This window comes from Streptomyces sp. NPDC047081 (genome assembly GCF_040643775.1).
GTDB lineage: Bacteria > Actinomycetota > Actinomycetes > Streptomycetales > Streptomycetaceae > Streptomyces.
The window spans coordinates 499,703-518,938 of record NZ_JBEYUY010000001.1; the positions used below are offsets into that span (position 1 = coordinate 499,703).

The window sequence follows — 19,236 nt, forward strand, 5'->3', positions numbered from 1 at the left end:
GAGAGAGTCAGGTTCCCCCCGGACTCTGTCCAATCTGGTCGGACGAGCTGTCCAACGAGATTGGACACTAGGGCCTCGCGGGGCACTTGCGCAACCCGTTCGGGGAATCACCCTTTCGGCGGCCCCGGGACGCGACCGTAGAATCGGCCCCGACAAGGACGAACAGCCCGTCAGCCGAGCGGCGAGCAGGAAGTGACCCACCCGTGGCCAACGCACTGCAGCAGTTGATCCGTGAGCGCCTCGACCGCAAGGGCTGGTCCTACGGCGAGGTCGCGCGCCGCGGCGAGATCCCGCGCTCGACCGTCCACCACCTGGCCACCACGGAGCGCGTCGTGCGGATGCCCCAGTCGGCCACGCTGGAGGGACTGTCCAAGGGGCTGGAACTCCCGTTGGACACCGTCCGCCGCGCCGCCGCGGAGGCCTGCGGGATCCATGTGTACGGCAGCCCCGAGGCCGGCGACACGGCCGCCGACCCCGAGGTCGACCTCCTCATCGCCAGCGTCCAGAAACTCTCGTCCGACGACCGCAGACACGTGGCGGCCCTGGTGGAGTCCCTCCTGGACCGCGCCGCCCCCCGGCCGCCGGAGAAGTAACCGCACGGCGAAGTGGCCGCGCATCCGTCAACTTCCGCCAAGTCGGAAAAAGAACTTCAACTGCCCCCGAACGCACCGAGATCCCCCGCTAGTCTCTCGTCCTGCCCGCGGAGCGAGCCGCAAGTCCCCGGGCCGCTGGGGGGAATGTGTTGTTCGTGCATGGCGGGCCGGCCACGGCTGTGGTCCGTGGGCCCGCAGGAGAGTCGGTCGTACTGCTGTCCGGTGAGCTGCCGGAAGTCCTCACCGAGGAGTCGGTCGCCGAGCTCGTCGATCTCGCCGCCGCCATTCTGGACGCGGACGAGCTGGAGCTGTTCCACGACTGCCTGCTCACCCTGAGCACCGAGGGAATGCGCGCCGGCCGCCGCGTCGAGGTGGAGGGCGCGGTGCTCACCGTTTACGAGGGCTGAGCTTTGCGGCGGTGACGACTCGCGCCGCTCACGAAGAGTGACGCGCGCCCACGGAACGCGCTGTCCCGCGGGCGCGGAAGTGCCCGGAGCCGGACTTGAACCGGCACGCCCGCGAAGGGGCAGCGAGGTTTAAGCTCGCCGTGTCTGCATTCCACCATCCGGGCAGGCCATGGGCTCCGCGTCGAGGTTCCGAGCCTATCGGGATGCTTCCCCCGAACAGCCGAACCACGGACCGATGTTGTCTTATTTTATTGACGTCTGAGGGTGCATCAGCCCGTGGAACGGGCCATCCGCACTTGCCAATAGCCTTACGCGCAGCCGTGGGCGGTGCATGCGGAATGACGGAATTTCACCGCCCGAACGAGGGTGCTCCACCGGTTCTCGACGGTTCACGGCGCAAGCGCTTGCCCACGCCGCCCGAAACCGCCGCCCCCCAGGGTTCCCCGTCATCCCCAGGTATGACGCGACGGCCGGGGGTCCGACCCGAGTCGCCCCTGTGAACCGGAACAGCGGCTGACTACACGCCGCGGATCGGCCCCGACGATGGAACACGTCCCTTCACGACGTCGTCCCTCTAGGAGTCCCGCCCCGTGACCACCACACCCGTCGCCGACCGGTCCACCGCGACCGTGGCCGCACGCGCCACGGATCTGTCGAAGATCTACGGACAGGGCGAGACCCAGGTGGTCGCCCTCGACCGGGTCTCCGTCGACTTCCGGCAGGCCGAGTTCACCGCGATCATGGGCCCCTCCGGTTCCGGCAAGTCCACGCTGATGCACTGCGTGGCCGGCCTGGACACCTTCTCCTCCGGCTCCGTGCGCATCGGCGAGACCGAGCTCGGCTCGCTCAAGGACCGGCAGCTCACCAAGCTCCGCCGGGACAAGATCGGCTTCATCTTCCAGGCGTTCAACCTGCTGCCGACCCTGACCGCCCTGGAGAACATCACGCTCCCGATGGACATCGCGGGCCGCAAGCCGGACAAGCAGTGGCTGGACACCGTCATTCAGATGGTGGGTCTCAGGGACCGGCTCAGCCACCGCCCCGCCCAGCTCTCCGGCGGCCAGCAGCAGCGCGTCGCGGTCGCCCGAGCCCTCGCCTCCCGCCCGGACATCATCTTCGGCGACGAGCCCACCGGAAACCTCGACTCCCGCTCCGGCGCCGAGGTCCTGGGCTTCCTGCGCAACTCCGTAAGGGAGTTGGGGCAGACGGTCGTGATGGTCACCCACGACCCGGTGGCCGCCGCCTACGCGGACCGTGTCGTCTTCCTCGCCGACGGCCGGATCGTCGACGAGATGTACCGGCCGACCGCCGACAACGTCCTCGACTTCATGAAGCAGTTCGACGCGAAGGGCCGCACCAGCTGATGTTCCGCACCGCCCTGCGCAACGTCCTCGCGCACAAGGCCAGGCTGCTGATGACCGTGCTCGCCGTGATGCTCGGCGTCGCGTTCGTGTCCGGCACGCTGGTCTTCACCAACACCATCTCCGAGGCCTACCAGAACAGTTCGGCCAAGGGCTTCGACCAGGTCGACGTCGCCGTGCAGCCCAAGTCCCAGGCGGACAAGGGCAATACGATCAACAAGACGCCCGAGCTGACGAAGGCTCAGCTGGACACCGCGGCGAAGGTGCCGGGCGCCGCCGACACGATCGGCGTCGTCAGCGGCTTCACCGCCATGGCCGACAAGGACGGCAAGCTCATCGGCGGCGGCTTCCAGTCCCAGGGCGGGAACTACTGGGGCGACAAGGACCCCCGGTACCCGCTGAAGGAGGGCAGCGCCCCGCACGGCGACAACCAGGTCGCCATCGACTCCGAGACCGCCGAGCGGGCCGGCTACAAGGTCGGCGACCAGGTGCGGCTCTCGGTCGACGGCCCGGTCCTCACCCCGACCGTCACCGGCATCTTCACCACGGACGACGGCAATGTCGCGGCCGGCGGCAGCCTCGCCCTCTACGACACCGCCACCGCGCAGAAGCTGTTCGGCAAGCCGGGCACGTACGACGAGATCGACGTGAAGGCCGCCCCCGGCACCTCCCAGACCGCGCTCAAGGCCGGCTTGGACAAGGCCCTCGGCACCAAGCTCGTCGAGACCACCACCGGCAAGCAGCTCGCCGACGACCAGGCCGAGCAGATCTCCGCGTCGATGAGCGGCCTCAAGCAGGGTCTGCTGGTCTTCGCCGGCATCGCGCTCTTCGTCGGCACCTTCATCATCGCGAACACCTTCACCATGCTGGTCGCCCAGCGCACCAAGGAGCTGGCGCTGCTGCGGGCGGTCGGCGCCTCCCGCCGCCAGGTCACCCGCTCGGTGCTGATCGAGGCGTTCGTGGTCGGCACGGTCGCCGGTGTCACCGGTCTGGTCGCGGGCATCGGCATCGGCGCGGGCCTGCGCTCCCTGATGGGCACGCTGGGCGCCACGGTCCCGGACGGGCCGCTGATCATCACGCCGGGCACGGTCGCGACGGCCCTCGCGGTCGGCGTCGTCATCACCATGCTGGCGGCCTGGCTGCCCGGCCGCCGGGCCGCGAAGATCCCGCCGGTCGCCGCGATGAGCAGCGTGCACGCGAAGGCGACGACCAAGTCGCTGGTGCTGCGCAACACGCTGGGCGCGCTGTTCAGCGCGGCGGGCGTCACGACCGTCCTGGCGGCCACGACGATGGACGGCTCCGACGGCCAGGCCCCCATGGGCCTCGGCGCGGTCCTGCTCATCATCGGCGTCTTCATCCTCACGCCTCTCCTCTCCCGCCCGCTGATCGCGGCCGCGGCCCCGGTCCTGCGCGTCTTCGGCGTCTCGGGCAAGCTGGCCCGCCAGAACTCGGTACGCAACCCGCGCCGCACGGCCGCGACCGCCTCCGCGCTGATGATCGGGCTCACCCTGATCACCGGTATGACGGTGATGGCGGGCAGCCTGCAGAAGTCCATCGACAAGATGGCGAGTTCGGCGATCCGCGCGGACTACGTGGTCTCGATGGCGAACGGCAACGAGCTCTCCCCGGACGTCGACAAGAAGCTCAAGTCCACCGCCGGGGTCACCGCCACCAGCCCGCTGAGGAACGTCTATTCACGCATCGACGGCCAGGGCGAGTCCCTGACCGGCGTGAACGGCTCGGCGATCGCGAAGCTCACCGACCTCAAGGTCGACAGCGGCACCTTCAAGGTGGGCGGCGACCAGGTCGTCGTCGACGAGGACACCGCCAAGTCGTACGGCTGGAAGGCGGGTTCGGCCTTCACCGCGCACTACGAGGACGGCAGGTCGTCCCGTCTGACGGTCGCCGGCGTGTACGAGGGCAACGAGCTGATCCGGGGCATCCTGCTCGACAGCGCGGTCGTCACCCCGCACGTGACCGACCCCGGCGACATGCAGGTCCTGGTGAAGACGGCCGACGGCGCGTCCGGCGCGACCAAGGACAGGCTGGAGAAGGCCCTCGGCACCAACCCGGCCATCAAGGTCCAGAGCAAGCAGGACCTGTCGGACGACATCGCGCAGATGTTCACGCTGATGCTGAACATGCTCTACGGCCTGCTGGCCATGGCGGTGATCGTGGCCGTCCTCGGCGTGATCAACACCCTCGCCATGTCGGTCTTCGAACGCTCGCAGGAGATCGGCATGCTCCGCGCGATCGGCCTGGACCGCAAGGCCGTCAAGCGCATGGTCCGCCTGGAGTCCCTGGTGATCTCCCTGTTCGGCGGGGTGCTCGGCATCGGCCTGGGTGTCTTCTTCGGCTGGGCGGCCGGCGAGCTCCTCGGCACGAAGATGGCGACGTACGAACTGGTGCTCCCCTGGACCAGGATGGCCGTCTTCCTCCTTCTGGCCGCGACGGTCGGCATCCTCGCCGCCCTGTGGCCGGCCCGCCGCGCGGCCCGCCTGAACATGCTGACGGCGATCAAGTCCGAATAGTGGTACGGCAGTTGGGGCCCCGTCCGGACCGACCGGCCGGGGCTCCTTCGTACATACGCCCTTTAAACCGCTACCCAAGTCCGGGCCCGCAACGGCATCCCGGACTCCCCTCCCTCCGGACTCCGCACCGCCAGCACCTGGTTGACGCCGATGCGGTTGCGCTCGAAGGCGACGGCGCAGGCGGCCATGTAGAGCCGCCAGACGCGCGCCCGTCCGGGCCCGGCGAGAGCGAGGCCGCGGCGCCAGTCGGCCTCCAGATTGGCCACCCAGCGGCGCAGGGTGAGCGCGTAGTGCTCCCGGATCGACTCGACGTCACGCACCTCGAACCCGGCGCGTTCGAGCTGGGTCACGGTGGTCCCGAGCGGCGCGAGCTCACCGTCGGGAAACACATAGGCGTCGATGAACTCGTCGAGGTCGTAAGCGGATTCGTCGCGCTGCGGCCGCCGGGCGATCTGGTGATTGAGCAGCCGCCCCCCGGCCTTCAGCAGCCGGTACAGATCCTCGGCGTACTCCAAGTACCGTTCGCTGCCGACGTGTTCGGCCATGCCGATGGAGGAGATGGCGTCGTACGGCCCGTCGGCGACATCCCGGTAGTCCTGCACCCGGATCTCCACCCGGTCGGTCAGCCCCTCGTCCGCGACGCGCTTACGGGCGTAGGCGGCCTGCTCCTGCGACAGGGTGATCCCGACGACGCTCACGCCGTGCTCCCGGGCGGCGTGAATGGCCATCGACCCCCACCCGCACCCGACGTCCAACAACCGCTGACCACCCGTCAACCCGAGCTTCTTGCAGACGAGTTCGAGCTTGTCGCGCTGAGCGCTCTCCAGTGTCCCGCCGTCCTCCCAGTAGGCGCACGAGTACACCATCGAGGGCCCGAGGACGATCTCGTAGAAGTCGTTGCCGACGTCGTAGTGGTGACTGATGGCCCGCCGGTCGCTCCATCTGGTGTGCAGACGGGTACGGCTCCTGCGCACCTCCTCCCGCGGCGGCGCGGGCGGCAACGGCACCCCGGCCACCTTCACCAGCCCCCGCACGGCAGCCCGCGCCCGCGGATCCCGCAGCATCTGTACGAGGCTCCGCGCGTCCTCGCCGCGCTCCCACACCAGCGTCGACATCAGGTCGAGGGCGACGTACAGGTCCCCCTCGATCTCCAGATCCCCGGCGACCCAGGCCCGCGCGAGCCCCAGCTCCCCCGGCTTCCACAGCAGCCGGCGCACGGCCCGCCGATTGCGCACGACCAGAGCGGGCGCGTCCGGCGGCCCGGCGGTCGACCCGTCCCAGGCCCGGATCCGCACCGGCAACGGCACTCCCAGCAACTGTTCGACGAGGCTCTTCAGCCGCAACGCGGCGTCGGCCATGGCGCACACCTCCGTGACGAGCGATCCCGGATGTCCAACACCACGTAAACACCAACGGGACGACTGCGCAGTCCCCCAGTGGCGTTACGAGTATGCAAAAGGTGTACGGGCCATCTACATGAGTGCGTCGCACCGGAAACGCCGAAGGACCCCCTGCACCACGGATGGCAGGGGGCCCTTCGGTTCTTTCAGCGACCCGGAAGGGTCAGGAGGCCTTGGCCTCGGACTTCTCCGGCTTGGGCGCCGCAGGCACGGGCTTGGCCGCTTCGTAGAACTCCTCGCGCGGGTGCTCCATCGCGCCGAGGGAGACGACCTCGCGCTTGAGGAACATGCCGAGGGTCCAGTCGGCGAAGACGCGGACCTTGCGGTTCCAGGTCGGCATCGCGAGGCCGTGGTAGCCGCGGTGCATGTACCAGGCGAGACGGCCCTTGAGCTTGATCTTCATCTTGCCCATGACGATCATCGCGACGCCCTTGTGGAGGCCGAGACCGGCCACCGCGCCCTTGTTGGCGTGCGAGTAGTCCGCCTGCGGGAAGCCCCGCATACCGGAGATCACGTTGTCGCCGAGGACCTTGGCCTGACGCAGCGCGTGCTGCGCGTTCGGCGGGCACCAGGCGTTCTCGTTGCCCGCCTTGCGGCCGACGAGGTCCGGGACCTGGGCGTTGTCGCCGGCGGCCCAGATGTAGTCGGTGCCCTTGACCTGGAGCGTGGTCTCGCAGTCGACGTGACCGCGGGGGCCGAGCGGCAGGCCGTAGCGGGCGAGGGCCGGGTTCGGCTTCACACCGGCGGTCCACACGATGGTGTTGGAGTCGACCTCAAGGCCGTTCTTGAGGACGACATGCCCGTCGACGCAGGAGTCCATCGAGGTGGAGAGGTAGATCTCCACGCCCCGGCTCTCCAGGTGCTCCTTGCCGTAGGCGCCCAGCTTGGGACCGACCTCGGGAAGGATCTTGTCGGCGGCGTCGACGAGGATGAACCGCATGTCCTCGCGGGAGACGTTGTTGTAGTACTTGGCCGCGTCGCGGGCCAGGTCCTCGACCTCACCGATGGTCTCGGCGCCGGCGAAGCCACCGCCGATGAAGACGAAGGTGAGCGCCTTGCGGCGGATCTCCTCGTCGGTCGTGGAGTCGGCCTTGTCGAGCTGCTCCAGCACGTGGTTGCGCAGGCCGATGGCCTCCTCGATGCCCTTCATGCCGATGCCCTGCTCGGCGAGGCCGGGGATCGGGAAGGTGCGGGAGACCGCGCCGAGCGCGATCACCAGGTAGTCGAAGGGCAGCTCGTACGCCTCACCGACCAGCGGCGAGATCGTGGCGACCTTGCGGTCCTGGTCGATGGTGGTGACCCGGCCGGTGAGGACCTCCGCCTTGGGCAGCACGCGTCGCAGCGGGACGACGACGTGGCGCGGGGAGATGTTGCCGGCGGCGGTTTCGGGAAGGAAGGGCTGGTAGGTCATGTACGACCGGGGGTCGACGACCGTGACGGTCGCCTCGCCGTAGCGCATCTTCTTGAGGATGCGCCGAGCTGCGTACAGGCCTACGTACCCACCGCCTACTACGAGGATCCTGGGACGCTCCGTGGTGCTCATGCCATCGAGTATCCACCCGGCCCAGGGGGGTCGCTCGTGCGCCCCTTCACAAGCTCTTGCAGGGGGTGTGCTATCCTCCGCGACCCGCGTGATCCAGGTCATGGCCCGGAGGGGAACCCCGGGTCCGGTACGACCCGTTGTCAATGCCGCGTGAGCTGCCTCTCTGGGCCGCCGACGCCCCGGTGAGCAGTCCGGAACGGGCACCCGCGAAGACCCCTCGCCGAACCTTCATACCACGCTTCTGAACATGTTCAAGGGCCTGTTCGGCCCCCGGAAGGGCCAACCGGGCCCTTCTCGCGGTTCAACAGCGCGAAATTCCTTGTGAAGAACTTCACGAACTTTCTCGACGGCACGTCACGGGGGACCCCGGAAGATCCCCCGGAACGCACTCAGACGCTACCCGACCTGCTCATCCGAGAGCTACCGATCAGTAACAAATGAGGCCTACGCCACCGACCACGCGATGCCGTCGAGGATGTCGTGCTCGCTGACGACGACCTCCTCGGCGCCGATCCGCTCCATGATCGACAGGAGTACGAGAGCGCCCGCGGCGATCACGTCGACGCGGCCGGGGTGCATGGAGGGGACGGCCGCGCGCTCGGCGTGGGTCGAGTGGAGCAGCCAGTCGGTGATCTCGCGGACGCGGTCGTGGGAGACGCGGGAGTGGTGGATGCGCGCGGAGTCGTACTCGGGCAGCTCCTGGGCGATCGCCGACACGGTCGTCACCGAGCCCGCGAGACCGACCAGGGTGCGTGCCTCGCGCAGCGGGACCGTCTCCTCGGCGAGGTCGAGGGACCGCTCGATGTCGGCCCGCATGGCCGCGATCTGCTCGGCGGACGGCGGGTCGCTGACGGCACCCTCGTGCACCAGGTGCCGCTCGGTCATCCGCACACAGCCGACGTCGACGGACCGGGCGGCCCGCACATGCTCCTCCCCGACGACGAACTCCGTCGACCCGCCCCCGATGTCCACGACCAGGTACGGCTTGTCGAGATGATCGCTGCCGGTCAGTTCCTTGGTCGCCCCGGTGAAGGAGAACTCGGCCTCCTGGTCGCCGGAGATGACCTCGGGCTCGACACCGAGGATGTCGAGGACGCCCTGGACGAACTCGTCCCGGTTCTCGGCGTCCCGCGAGGCCGAGGTGGCCACGAACCGCAGCCGCTCGGCGCCGTGCTCCTTGATGACCGCGGCGTACTCGCGGCACGCGGCGAAGGTCCGCTCCAACGCCTCGGGGGCGAGCCGCCCGGTCCGGTCGACCCCCTGTCCGAGCCGCACGATGGTCATACGGCGGTCCAGGTCGACGAGTTCACCGGTCGCGGGGTCGCAGTCCGCGACGAGGAGGCGGATGGAGTTCGTACCGCAGTCGACGGCGGCGACCCGGGTCACTTGGCGTCCTCCTCGGTGACGGTCACACACGCGCCCTTGCGCCACCACTCCGGCAGCATCGCGATCGCCTCGTCCCCGAGCGGGTTCACGCCGGGTCCCGCGGCCAGCGAATGCCCCACCAGTACATGCAGGCACTTCACCCGGTCCGGCATGCCGCCCGCGCTCGGGAAGCCCTCCAGGACCTCGATGGCGTCACGGCGCGCGATGTAGTCCTCGTGCGCGGCCCGGTACGCGGCGGCCAGCTCCGGATCGGTCTGCAGCCGCTCCGTCATCTCCTTCATGACGCCGTTCGCCTCCAGCGTGCCGATCGCCGAGGCGGCGCGCGGGCACGTCAGGTAGTACGTCGTCGGGAAGGGTGTGCCGTCGGGCAGCCGCGGGGCCGTCTCCACGACGTCCGGCTGCCCGCAGGGGCACCGGTGGGCGATGGCGCGCAGCCCGCGCGGCGGGCGCCCGAGCTGCTGCTTGAAGGCCTCGACGTCCGCGTCGGTGGGCTCGGTGCGCGGGGTGGTCGGCGGAGGCGTTTCCACTACGAAGGTCTCTCTGGTCAGGTCACTGGTCGAAGGCGCCAGTCTGGTTCATCGGTCTTCATCCGTCTTCATCGGTCGGAGGCGTCGGACTTGTCGACCCCGTCCCAGACGTTCGTGTACCAGGGCCGGTCGGCGGCGCCCAGGTCGGCGCGGGACTGCTTGGCCGCGTCCGGGTCGATGACGACGTAACCCGTCTCGCCCGGCAGCACGTAGTGCAGCCGCTGCCGGATCTGCTGCTCGGCGTACGAGTCGTCCTGCCAGCGTGCCTTGAGGTCGCGCAGCTGCTCGACGCGCTCGGCGGCCTGCTGCTTCTGCCGCTGCAGATCGGCGATCTCGGCGCGCTGGGAGACGTACTGCCTTATGGGATAGGCGAGCGCGACGACCAGGGTGCACACCACGAGCGCGAGCAGTGCCGCCCGGCCGGTGAGGCGGGAGCGGCGGGCCTGCCGCTTGGTCTGGGAGCGGTAGACCCGGGCCGCGGTCTGCTCGCCGAGCAGCTTGAGCCTGGTCGCGGTGGAGAACCGGTCCCGGTCCTTCACGGCCATGTCCCCGCCTCCCGTTCACACGCGCGTACGTCCCCGCACACGGTACGGGACCGGTACGGGGACGTACGTACGACTGGCTAAGGCTTAACCCCGGAAGGGTCAGCCCTTGAAGCGCGGGAAGGCGCTGCGGCCCGCGTACACCGCCGCGTCGTCGAGGATCTCCTCGATGCGCAGCAGCTGGTTGTACTTGGCGACGCGCTCCGAGCGGGCCGGGGCGCCGGTCTTGATCTGGCCGCAGTTGGTGGCGACGGCGAGGTCGGCGATGGTGACGTCCTCGGTCTCGCCGGAGCGGTGGGACATCATGCACTTGAAGCCGTTGCGCTGGGCGAGCTCGACGGCGTCCAGGGTCTCGGTGAGCGAGCCGATCTGGTTCACCTTGACGAGGAGCGCGTTGGCGGCGCCGTCCTCGATGCCGCGGGCGAGGCGCTCCGGGTTGGTGACGAACAGGTCGTCGCCGACGATCTGGACCTTGTCTCCGAGCTTGTCCGTGAGGACCTTCCAGCCGGCCCAGTCGTCCTCGAACAGCGGGTCCTCGATGGAGACGAGCGGGTAGGCCGCGACGAGCTCCTCGTAGTACTCCGTCATCTCGGCGGCGGAGCGCTCCTTGCCCTCGAAGAGGTACTTGCCGTCCTTGTAGAACTCGGAGGCGGCGACGTCGAGCGCGAGGGCGATCTGCTCGCCGGGGGCGTAGCCGGCTTCCTTGATGGCCTCGAGGATGAGGTCGAGGGCGGCGCGGTTGGAGTCCAGGTTCGGGGCGAAGCCGCCCTCGTCGCCGAGGCCGGTGGACAGGCCGCGGCCCTTCAGGACCTTCTTGAGGGTGTGGTAGACCTCGGTGCCCCAGCGCAGCGCCTCGGAGAAGGACTCCGCGCCGATCGGGGCGATCATGAACTCCTGGATGTCGACGTTGGAGTCCGCGTGGGATCCGCCGTTCAGGATGTTCATCATCGGGACGGGCAGCAGGTGCGCGTTCGGGCCGCCGAGGTAGCGGAAGAGCGGGAGGTCGCTGGCCTCGGAGGCGGCGTGGGCGACGGCGAGGGAGACGCCGAGGATGGCGTTGGCGCCGAGGGAGCCCTTGTTGTCGGTGGCGTCCAGGTCGAACATCGCCTGGTCGATCAGGCGCTGCTCGGTGGCGTCGTAGCCGACCAGCTCCGGGCCGATCTGCTCGATGACGGCGAGGACGGCCTTCTCGACACCCTTGCCCTGGTAGCGGTTCGGGTCACCGTCTCGGAGCTCGATGGCCTCGAAGGCGCCGGTGGAGGCGCCGGAGGGGACGGCGGCACGACCCGTGCTGCCGTCGTCGAGGCCGACCTCGACCTCGACCGTGGGGTTGCCTCGGGAGTCCAGGATTTCCCGGGCTACGACGACGTCGATGGACGGCACGAGCATCTCCTTCTTGGGATGTGACGCGGCTACGGCAGCACCGCAGCGGCTCTGCGAGACGAGCCTAACCGGCTCCGGCGGATCGGCCACGCTGCCGCCCACCTCTTGGGCAGAACCGAGAGTAAATTGTTTCCGAACGGAACAAAAACCTGCGCGGAAGCACGCGTGCGCGCACACAAAAAGCCCCGCCCCGGTGCGTACGGGGGAACACGCACCGAGGCGGGGAGTCCGTGGGGGACGGGGGAGGCCCTCACGTGTCCTCCATATTGGTGGACACGGCTGTGAAGGCACTGTGGTTCAGCTGGGTTTTACTTCAGGTGGAGCTGCTGACCCGGGTAGATGAGGTTGGCGTCCTCGACGATGTCCTTGTTCAGCTCGAACAGCTTCTTCCAGCCGCCCTTCACCTTGTGCTTCTCGGCGATGGAGCTGAGGGTGTCACCCTTGACGACCTTGTACTCGCCGTCGCCCTTCTTGACCTTCTTGCCGGTCGGGGTGGTGACGGTCTTCGTCGACTTCTTCACGGTCGTGCGCTCGGAGGAGCGGGACGCGGCCTGGGAGTCGGAGCGGGTCGTGTTCGAGGAGCTGCCGGCCGAGCTGGACGCGCTGCTGCCGTTGTAGGCGGCGCTGGACAGGCCCGTGCCGCAGACCGGCCAGGCGCCCTTGCCCTGGGAGGCGAGGACCTTCTCGGCGACGGCGATCTGCTGCGCCTTGGAGGCCTGGTTGGCCTGCGCGGCGTAGGCGGTGCCGCCGTACGCGGCCCAGGTGGAGGCGGAGAACTGCAGACCGCCGTAGTAGCCGTTGCCGGTGTTGATGGACCAGTTGCCGCCGGACTCGCACTGGGCGACGGCGTCCCACTCGGAGGCGGTGGCGGCGGAGGCGCTGCCGGCGGCCATCAGCGGGGCGGCGACGGCGGCGGCACCGGTGACGCCGACGACGGCGATGGCACGGGCGGTCTTGGACGGACGACGGTGCTTGCCCTTGCTGGAAAACAGCATGGATGGATCCCCTCACCGACGCCTGCGAGGTGAGCTGTCGGGTTCGGGCCGGTTGAGTTGCCCGGCCGCGCCCTCGTCTCCACGAGGCGCGGCTACACCCCAAGCCGCCACCGTCAACCATCCGGTGGGGCGCTTACCTTGGGTCCCCCGCTCCTGCCTACGGCGCTGTCAAGCGACGACTGTTCCCGCACGGCCGCTGGCAGGATTCGGCGTTGCGACCGACGGGGCTCGGGTTGCCGAGCGGTGACGACGGTAGACAGGGAATCCGGCGAATTTCAAAGACGATCAGGGCTTCTGAGACTCATCCCACACTTTCGCCAAATCGGACATTCGGCGCGAAGTGTGACGTGAACTCCCGTCTTTTTTCACCCCGTTCGAGGTCTATTCGGCGGGGAGGTCCAGGGTCTGACCGGCAGTGATGTGGTTCGGGTCGGTGCCGATGTCCTGCTTGTTCGCGTCATAGAGGGCGCGCCACCCGCCGTCCAGGTCAAGGGAGTCGGCGATGGAGGCGAGAGTGTCGCCGGCGTGGACGGTGTACGTGTCGTCCGTACGACCCGTGTCCGCATCCTCATCGGCGGCGGCGCCGCGGTGTTTGCCGCTGCCGACCGCGCCGGTGTCGACGAGGCTCCAAGAGCCGACGGCCTGCTCGGAGTTGTCCGAGTCGTCACCGTTCGCCCGATCTGTAGATGAGCTGTCGGTTTTCTGTGACTCGGACGGAGAGGCGGAAGGCGACGCGGAATTGCCGGATTTGGTGGAGTTGTCCGCACTGTCGGTGGAGGCGCTCGGCGAGGCGGAACCGTCGGATCCATCACCGGAGGACGAGGAACCCGATCCCGTGTCACCGGACGAGTTGGACAAGCCGGTGGAGCCGGAACTGTCGGACGAGTCCGAATTCCCGGACGAACCGGACGAGTCGTCCGCGACACCGGTGTCCACGTCGGCCGAGCCGGAGTCCTTGGTCAGCCCGGTGGTCAGTCCACAGGTGTGGAAGGCACCCACACCCTGGTCGTCGAGGAGCTTCTCGGCGACGGCGATCTGCTGGTTGCGGCTGGCCAGGTCGGCGCTCGGGGCGTAGTCGAGGCCGCCGTACTTCTCCCAGTCCTCCTGGGTGAGCTTCAGCCCGCCGTAGAACCCGTCACCGTTGTTCTCGCTCCAGGAGCCACCGGTCTCGCACTGTGCCACCTTGTCCCAGGTGTTTCCGTCGGCGGCGCTGGCGCCGCTCGCGGCGAACAGCGGGATCGCGATGGCGGAGCCGGTCACGCCGGCCGCGACGAGGAGTGCCGGAGCCTGGCGGGGGCGACGGTGACGACCGTTCCCGGAGAGCATGCGGGGGCCTTTCGCGAGACAGCAGTGACCGCGGCGCGTGAAGCTTGGGCCAAGCCTTGGCGCCGCCATGGTCCGTGAACCTATCGACTGACGATCACTTGTCACAAGTTAATGCCGCGTAGATCACGTGAAGATCACAGACTTGAGCGCGTGTCACGTTCGGCTGGAAGGACGTGTCGGCCCAACCGGGCTGAACTCGACCGGAAGCGTACGCAGTCCACGCATGATGAGCCCACCACGCCACCTCAACTCGGCGGGATCGGTGGCGAGTTGCAGATCGGGCAGCCGGGTGAGGAGGGTGGCGAGCGCGGTCTGCCCCTCAAGTCGGGCCAGCGGAGCGCCCAGACAGTAGTGGATGCCGTGCCCGTATCCGAGGTGCTGGTTGTCACGGCGGGAGAGGTCGAGGGTGTCGGGCTCGGCGAACCGCTCGGGATCCCGGTCGGCCGCGGCGAGTACGACGAGAACCGGATCGCCGGTCGCGATGTCCTGCCCGCCGATGCGAAGCGGCTCGGTGGCGAACCGCCAGGTGGCGAGCTCCACGGGCCCGTCGTAGCGCAGCAGTTCCTCCACCCCCGTCTCCAGCAGCCCGCGTTCGCCGGCGGCGAGGGAGGACTGGAGTCTGTGGCGCTGCTCGGGGTGGGTGAGGAGGGCGTACGTCCCGTTGCCGATGAGGTTGACGGTGGTCTCGAACCCGGCGAACAGCAGGATGAAGGCCATGGCGGCGGCCTCGTTCTCGGTGAGGTGCTCGCCGTGGTCGGAGGCGCGGATGAGCCCGGAGATGAGGTCTTCGCCGGGAGTGGGTTGGGCGGGCAGCGCTTCCCGCTTCCGATGGATGAGCTCGGCGAGGTAACCACGCATCTTCTTCACGGACCGCGCGACACCACCCCGGGGCCCGCCCCCGTGCCGGATCATCATCCCGGCCCAGTCCCGGAAGTCGTCCTGGTCCTCGCGAGGGACGCCGAGCAGATCACAGATGGCGTAGATGGGGAGGGGAAAGGCGAAGTCGTGAATGAGATCGGCTTCGCCCCTGGCCGCGAACTGGTCGATGAGGTGGTCGGTGAGCGCCTGCACACGGGGCGCGAACTCGGCGACGCGGCGGGGCGTGAAGGCCTTGCTGACGAGCCGCCGTAGCCGGGTGTGGTCCGGGGGGTCGATGTTGAGGAGATGGGTCATGAGCTCCGCCTTGCGCTCCCCGGGGATGCCGGTCTTCCCCTTGGCGTGGGCGGGCTCGTCGTGGTGCGCGGGGTTCTTGGAGAGGCGGGGGTCGGCGAGGGTCTGCTTGGCGTCGGAGTAGCGGGTGACCAGCCAGGCTTCCACGCCGCTGGGGAGGGTGGTGCGGTGGACGGGGGCGTGGTCTCGGAGCCATGCGTAGGCGGGGTAGGGGTTTGTGGCGAATTCCCAGGTGAAGAGTTCGGGGGTGGCGGGGGTGGGGTGGCTGGTCACTCCTTGACGGTATCCGGAGGGTCCGAGTCGGGGTCACCGGCCAGGTCCCTGAACTCCGGCTGATCCCTGAGCGGAAGGTTCAGGGCGAGTTTGATGCGCAGGGGCACCCCACCGCTCTTGACGATGAACGAGGACTCGCCGGAACTCCACGCGCGCTCGGCCTCGGCGTCCGCGGCGGCGTCCACAGTCCGGGGGGCCTCGGCGGACCGGAGCATCCAGTGCTTGGCGCGGCTGAGGTGGAAGCGGCCGAGGAGATACGCCGCGTCCCCGTTTCCCCGGTCCGCCGCCGCCTCCAGGTACGGGACGGCCGCTTGCTCGTCCCCGTCTTCCGTCTCCGCAATGAGGACTTTCGCCAGCCGGAAGGCCGCCTCACCGTCTCCCAGGTCCGCGGCTCGCCGATACCAGTCCTTCCGTTCCTCGCCATCCGTGTACTCCGCGAACCGGCGCATGACCCCGGTGTCGCCGGACTCGACACGAGAGCGCAACGCGTTGCGCGCAGCGTCCAGTACGGCTGCCCGGTCGATGCCCCACGACTCGTGAACGCCGAGCAGCGTCCACCAGACCTCGTCGGGTACGGGCGGCAGTTCCCCCGATGCCAACGCCTCGGCCACGAGAGCTCCATAAGCGCGGTAACTTCCGCGTTCCTCGCCTTCCACAAGCAGGCCCGAGGCGCGGAACAGCCGCGCGGTCGCCCACGCCAGCGCGTTCTCGAACGACTCCTGTGTGCGGGGTCCGGCCGGATAGAACTCCTCGACCTCCGTCAACAGCCCCACCGGCACGGCATCCCTGACGCCGCAACGCACGAGATCAACGGCTGCCTGAACCAGCAGTTGGCCGTGCGGGTGGTCGTGCGTGGTTCCGGGCCGACGCCACTCGTCGAACAGCAGATGCCCGACCGCGAAGTACGCCGCCGGGCCTTCGCCGCCGCTCCACATGTACGCGGCATGGGCCCGCGGGTCGTCCGTGTCCCGCAGCCTGCGCAGTTCCTCGTCGCTCCAGGCGCGCGGCACCTCGACGGTCGACGCCATGGCGACCAGACGGGACGCGGGCGTGCTTCTGACCCTCATCCGGTAGTACTCGTCGGTGCTCATGGTCCCCAGCAGGACCACGCCGGCACTGGTGAGGCGTCTCAACAGCCGAGGCTCCAGGCCGTCCTTGCCGAGGTGGTCGGTCAGCTCGTCCAACCACACCACATGGCATCCCGAGTCCGCGGGCAGGGAGGCGGGCAGCCGGCGCAGGACCTCGGCGGAGTCCGGGATGCTGACACGCCCGTCGCTCAGGGCCCGTGCGCCGTTCCACGCGGTGTACGACTTGCCCGTGTGCGACTCGCCGAGCACCAGGACCAGGCCGCCACGGTCCAGAAGCGCGTGTAACTCCTCGTCACAGTCCCGGGGAACGTACGGCGGTACGTCCGGCAGCCCGTGCACATGCCGGGTCGGCGCCACCCCGAACTCCCGGGGCGTCACCTCGCCCACCGGCCGCCACTCGATGGGCGCGGGAACAGTGCCGTAGTAGTTGTTCTGCACCTCGTTGTGCTGCTTCCCGACCACCCCGCCGGGGAAGTTGCCACCCCCGAAGTCCAGATGGTCACCGGCGACATACTTCACTGTCGCCCCGTCGCCCGTGATGGCGGCGCCGATGCCGCCGCCCGCCGCGACCGAGCGGTCACCACTTGCCGTGACGGTGTTGGTGGTACCGGCGGCAGGTGCCGGTGAGGGGCTGGGGCCGTACTCCGCAGCGATGGCTTGGAGTTCGGCGAGCTGGTCGGGGTGCTGGCGCTGCAGAGCCTCCAGCGCCCCCAGCCAGTCCACGGTCCTGGTGTGCTGCGTCGGGCGCCAAATCCAGCGCGGCTTGGACGAGAGGTCACCCTTCAACCGGGTCAGTACCTCTTTGACCTGCCTCGCCGCGGCCGGCACCTCCATCGCGCGCGTCAGCGCGTCCGCCAACGCCCCCAACTCCGCTGCCACACCGGCCCCCACACCTCGCACCCACCCGTTCCCCCAACCGTACTAAGCGGACACCCCCTCAGCAGCCCGTACCGCATCCCGATAAGCCCGCGCAGCAACCCGCAGTGCCGCCTCCGGATCCACCCCCTCCGCCTCCGCCCGTGCCGCCAGCGCGAGCAACTCGTAGCCGAGGCCCTCTCCTTGGGGCAGTGGGACCTCGAGTCCCGCCGTGCGTACGCGCGATGACAGCTTGGAGGCGAGGGCGAGGGCCGGCTGGCCGAGAGGTATGCCGTCCGTCACCGACTCGCGCTGCTTCTCTATGGCCTTGGTGCGCAGCCAGTGCTGCTTCACCTCCTCCGGCGTCGTCGCCGTCTCGTCACCGAAGACATGCGGGTGCCGGTGGATGAGTTTCGCGACGATGCCTCCCGCCACGTCGTCGATCGAGAAGGGTTCGTCCTCGTCCTCCTCCGCGATGCGCGCGTGGAAGACGACCTGGAGGAGGACGTCACCCAGTTCCTCGCGGAGTTCGTCGCGGTCGCCCTCCTCGATCGCCTCGACGAGTTCGTACGCCTCCTCGATGCCGTACTTCGCCAGGCCCTTGTGGGTCTGCTGGGAGGACCAGGGGCACTCGGCGCGGATGCGGTCCATGACCTGGACGAGGTCGAGGAGGCGGGCGCCAGGGAGGTCGTAGGAGGCGGGGAGGAGTTCCAGTTCCGGCATCGAGACCCGGCCGGAGCCGGCCAGGCGGGCGAGGCCGTCGGTGAGGGTCGGTTCGCCCTCGCCGGTCGCCACGACCACGACCGTGCGGCCGGCGGCGCAGGCGGACACCAGGTCCTCCGCCGTCGGGGACGTCTCTTCGACCCGTATGCCCGCCTCACGCAGATACGGCAGCTGCGGATGCGCGCCGTCCGCGCACAGCACCCGGTCGGCCGCGTGCAGCGCCTGCCAGGCGGGCCAGGACAGCAGGCCGGGGGCGACACGGTGGCTGGTGGTCAGCAGGACGATGCGGCCCGGAGCCGCCGGTGCGGAGCTGGTTGCGTTCACGGTTCGAAGCTAACCCACGCCGCCGACAACCCCTGAGTTATCCACAGGGGGCACTGTCCACCCCGTATCTACGCCGTCCCCTGCGAAGCCTGCGCCGTCACCTCTCGTACCCACGGCGTCTTCGCGTCCACGCGGCTGCTCTTCTGGACGTCCCAGGCGCCGTAGCGCGGGTTGAGGTCGACCTTCAGTTCCTTGGAGGCCTTGGAGAGAGCGTTCCAGAAGGCGGGCTTGCTGGTGTCGGTGCCGAGGCTCTGGGCGAGTTTCTGGGCCTCCAGCTGGAGGCGGAGGTTGTCGTCGAGGCGCTTCGGGGCGACGCCGTACTGCTGGAGCCAGGCCGTCTCGAGCGCCTTGGAGCCGCCGACCTGCTGTTCCAGGCCGGAGCGCATCTGCTGGATCTCCTTGGTGGTGACGGAGACGCCCGCGTCCTGGGCGGCGCGGTGCAGCACCCGGTCGAGGACCATGCCGTGCAGCGTGTCGCGGGTGAGGCTGCCGGTCTGGGCGACGGCCTGCTTGTACTGCGCGTCGTTCGCCACGGCCGCCCGCTGTGCCGTGCGCACCTCGTTCACCCGGTTCTCCAGCTGCGCCACGGAGATCCGCTGGCCGCCGACGACGGCTGCCGCGCCGGGATGCGCGTCGCTTCCGCAGGCGGTGAGGAGAGGGGCCGCGGCGGCGATCGCGGCGGTGAGCAGGAGCGCGGTGCGACGGCGGCGGTGCAAGGAAGCCTCCCGAGGAGATTGTGCGACGGTGCACAAAGTCTTGCGGTGATCGATGGTAGGCAGTGGGACGGCTGGGGCCAACCCATTCGACCA

General features: G+C 69.2%; 16 protein-coding genes, 1 tRNA gene and 1 riboswitch. Of the genes, 4 read left to right on the forward strand and 13 right to left on the reverse strand.

Annotated elements, in window-relative coordinates; translation table 11 throughout:
• Positions 1 to 203: 203 nt before the first annotated feature.
• Positions 204 to 593, forward strand: a complete 390-nt coding sequence (locus ABZ848_RS02325; protein WP_360823868.1) for a transcriptional regulator — start codon at positions 204 to 206, stop codon at positions 591 to 593.
• Between the two features lie 155 nt (positions 594 to 748).
• Positions 749 to 1,000, forward strand: a complete 252-nt coding sequence (locus ABZ848_RS02330; protein WP_360823871.1) for a hypothetical protein — start codon at positions 749 to 751, stop codon at positions 998 to 1,000.
• Positions 1,001 to 1,080: 80 nt separating this feature from the next.
• On the opposite strand, the gene ABZ848_RS02335 is transcribed toward ABZ848_RS02330, so the two are convergent.
• Positions 1,081 to 1,164: transfer RNA gene (locus tag ABZ848_RS02335), tRNA-Leu, on the reverse strand.
• A 426-nt stretch (positions 1,165 to 1,590) separates the two neighbouring features.
• Between ABZ848_RS02335 and ABZ848_RS02340 the strand changes: the two genes are divergently transcribed.
• Together ABZ848_RS02340 and ABZ848_RS02345 are read left to right on the forward strand one after the other, a co-directional pair.
• Positions 1,591 to 2,364, forward strand: a complete 774-nt coding sequence (locus tag ABZ848_RS02340; RefSeq protein WP_360823874.1) for an ABC transporter ATP-binding protein — start codon at positions 1,591 to 1,593, stop codon at positions 2,362 to 2,364.
• A complete protein-coding gene (locus ABZ848_RS02345; protein WP_360823877.1) occupies positions 2,364 to 4,892 on the forward strand; it encodes an ABC transporter permease in 2,529 nt (842 codons plus the stop codon). The genes ABZ848_RS02340 and ABZ848_RS02345 overlap by 1 nt, the downstream gene beginning before the upstream one ends.
• Positions 4,893 to 4,954: 62 nt before the next feature.
• Here ABZ848_RS02345 and ABZ848_RS02350 read toward each other — a convergent pair whose 3' ends face one another.
• The 12 genes from ABZ848_RS02350 to ABZ848_RS02405 all read right to left on the reverse strand — a co-directional run bounded on the left by ABZ848_RS02350 (position 4,955) and on the right by ABZ848_RS02405 (position 19,143).
• Positions 4,955 to 6,250 (reverse strand): cyclopropane-fatty-acyl-phospholipid synthase family protein, encoded by a 1,296-nt coding sequence (locus tag ABZ848_RS02350; RefSeq protein WP_360823880.1) that lies wholly within the window; start codon positions 6,248 to 6,250, stop codon positions 4,955 to 4,957.
• Between the two features lie 205 nt (positions 6,251 to 6,455).
• Positions 6,456 to 7,835: an NAD(P)/FAD-dependent oxidoreductase gene (locus ABZ848_RS02355; protein ID WP_360823883.1), complete on the reverse strand. Its 1,380-nt coding sequence runs from the start codon at positions 7,833 to 7,835 to the stop codon at positions 6,456 to 6,458.
• Between the two features lie 444 nt (positions 7,836 to 8,279).
• The gene (locus ABZ848_RS02360; RefSeq protein WP_360823886.1) at positions 8,280 to 9,221 is read right to left on the reverse strand and encodes a Ppx/GppA phosphatase family protein; all 942 of its coding nucleotides are present in this window, start codon (positions 9,219 to 9,221) and stop codon (positions 8,280 to 8,282) included.
• Positions 9,218 to 9,748: a DUF501 domain-containing protein gene (locus ABZ848_RS02365; RefSeq protein ID WP_360823889.1), complete on the reverse strand. Its 531-nt coding sequence runs from the start codon at positions 9,746 to 9,748 to the stop codon at positions 9,218 to 9,220. Before ABZ848_RS02365 ends, ABZ848_RS02360 begins: the two co-directional genes overlap by 4 nt.
• A gap of 68 nt (positions 9,749 to 9,816) precedes the next feature.
• The gene (locus ABZ848_RS02370) at positions 9,817 to 10,293 is read right to left on the reverse strand and encodes a septum formation initiator family protein (protein ID WP_360823892.1); all 477 of its coding nucleotides are present in this window, start codon (positions 10,291 to 10,293) and stop codon (positions 9,817 to 9,819) included.
• Between the two features lie 99 nt (positions 10,294 to 10,392).
• Positions 10,393 to 11,679 carry a phosphopyruvate hydratase gene (gene eno / locus ABZ848_RS02375; protein WP_242765772.1) on the reverse strand — a complete coding sequence of 429 codons (1,287 nt, stop codon included), beginning with the start codon at positions 11,677 to 11,679 and terminating at the stop codon, positions 10,393 to 10,395.
• A gap of 302 nt (positions 11,680 to 11,981) precedes the next feature.
• On the reverse strand, positions 11,982 to 12,668 hold the full coding sequence (locus tag ABZ848_RS02380; RefSeq protein ID WP_360823895.1) for a transglycosylase family protein: 687 nt from the start codon (positions 12,666 to 12,668) through the stop codon (positions 11,982 to 11,984).
• A gap of 4 nt (positions 12,669 to 12,672) precedes the next feature.
• Positions 12,673 to 12,843: riboswitch (cyclic di-AMP (ydaO/yuaA leader) on the reverse strand.
• Between the two features lie 206 nt (positions 12,844 to 13,049).
• Positions 13,050 to 13,994, reverse strand: a complete 945-nt coding sequence (locus tag ABZ848_RS02385) for a transglycosylase family protein (RefSeq protein ID WP_360823897.1) — start codon at positions 13,992 to 13,994, stop codon at positions 13,050 to 13,052.
• A 153-nt stretch (positions 13,995 to 14,147) separates the two neighbouring features.
• Positions 14,148 to 15,437, reverse strand: coding sequence for a cytochrome P450 (locus ABZ848_RS02390; protein WP_360823900.1), 1,290 nt, complete (start codon positions 15,435 to 15,437; stop codon positions 14,148 to 14,150).
• On the reverse strand, positions 15,434 to 17,404 hold the full coding sequence (locus tag ABZ848_RS02395) for a hypothetical protein (protein ID WP_360823903.1): 1,971 nt from the start codon (positions 17,402 to 17,404) through the stop codon (positions 15,434 to 15,436). The genes ABZ848_RS02390 and ABZ848_RS02395 overlap by 4 nt, the downstream gene beginning before the upstream one ends.
• Positions 17,405 to 17,446: 42 nt before the next feature.
• Positions 17,447 to 18,427 (reverse strand): nucleoside triphosphate pyrophosphohydrolase, encoded by a 981-nt coding sequence (locus tag ABZ848_RS02400; RefSeq protein ID WP_360823906.1) that lies wholly within the window; start codon positions 18,425 to 18,427, stop codon positions 17,447 to 17,449.
• 68 nt (positions 18,428 to 18,495) lie between these two features.
• Positions 18,496 to 19,143: a SurA N-terminal domain-containing protein gene (locus ABZ848_RS02405; protein ID WP_360823908.1), complete on the reverse strand. Its 648-nt coding sequence runs from the start codon at positions 19,141 to 19,143 to the stop codon at positions 18,496 to 18,498.
• Positions 19,144 to 19,236: the final 93 nt, after the last annotated feature.

Bases quoted from the DNA above. Each gene is read 5' to 3' on its own strand.
- ABZ848_RS02355 (WP_360823883.1), bottom strand. From the start codon at position 7,835: ATGAGCACCACGGAGCGTCCCAGGATCCTCGTAGTAGGCGGTGGGTAC.
- ABZ848_RS02385 (WP_360823897.1), bottom strand. From the start codon at position 13,994: ATGCTCTCCGGGAACGGTCGTCACCGTCGCCCCCGCCAGGCTCCGGCA.
- ABZ848_RS02370 (WP_360823892.1), bottom strand. From the start codon at position 10,293: ATGGCCGTGAAGGACCGGGACCGGTTCTCCACCGCGACCAGGCTCAAG.
- ABZ848_RS02350 (WP_360823880.1), bottom strand. From the start codon at position 6,250: ATGGCCGACGCCGCGTTGCGGCTGAAGAGCCTCGTCGAACAGTTGCTG.
- ABZ848_RS02345 (WP_360823877.1), top strand. From the start codon at position 2,364: ATGTTCCGCACCGCCCTGCGCAACGTCCTCGCGCACAAGGCCAGGCTG.
- ABZ848_RS02380 (WP_360823895.1), bottom strand. From the start codon at position 12,668: ATGCTGTTTTCCAGCAAGGGCAAGCACCGTCGTCCGTCCAAGACCGCC.
- eno (WP_242765772.1), bottom strand. From the start codon at position 11,679: ATGCTCGTGCCGTCCATCGACGTCGTCGTAGCCCGGGAAATCCTGGAC.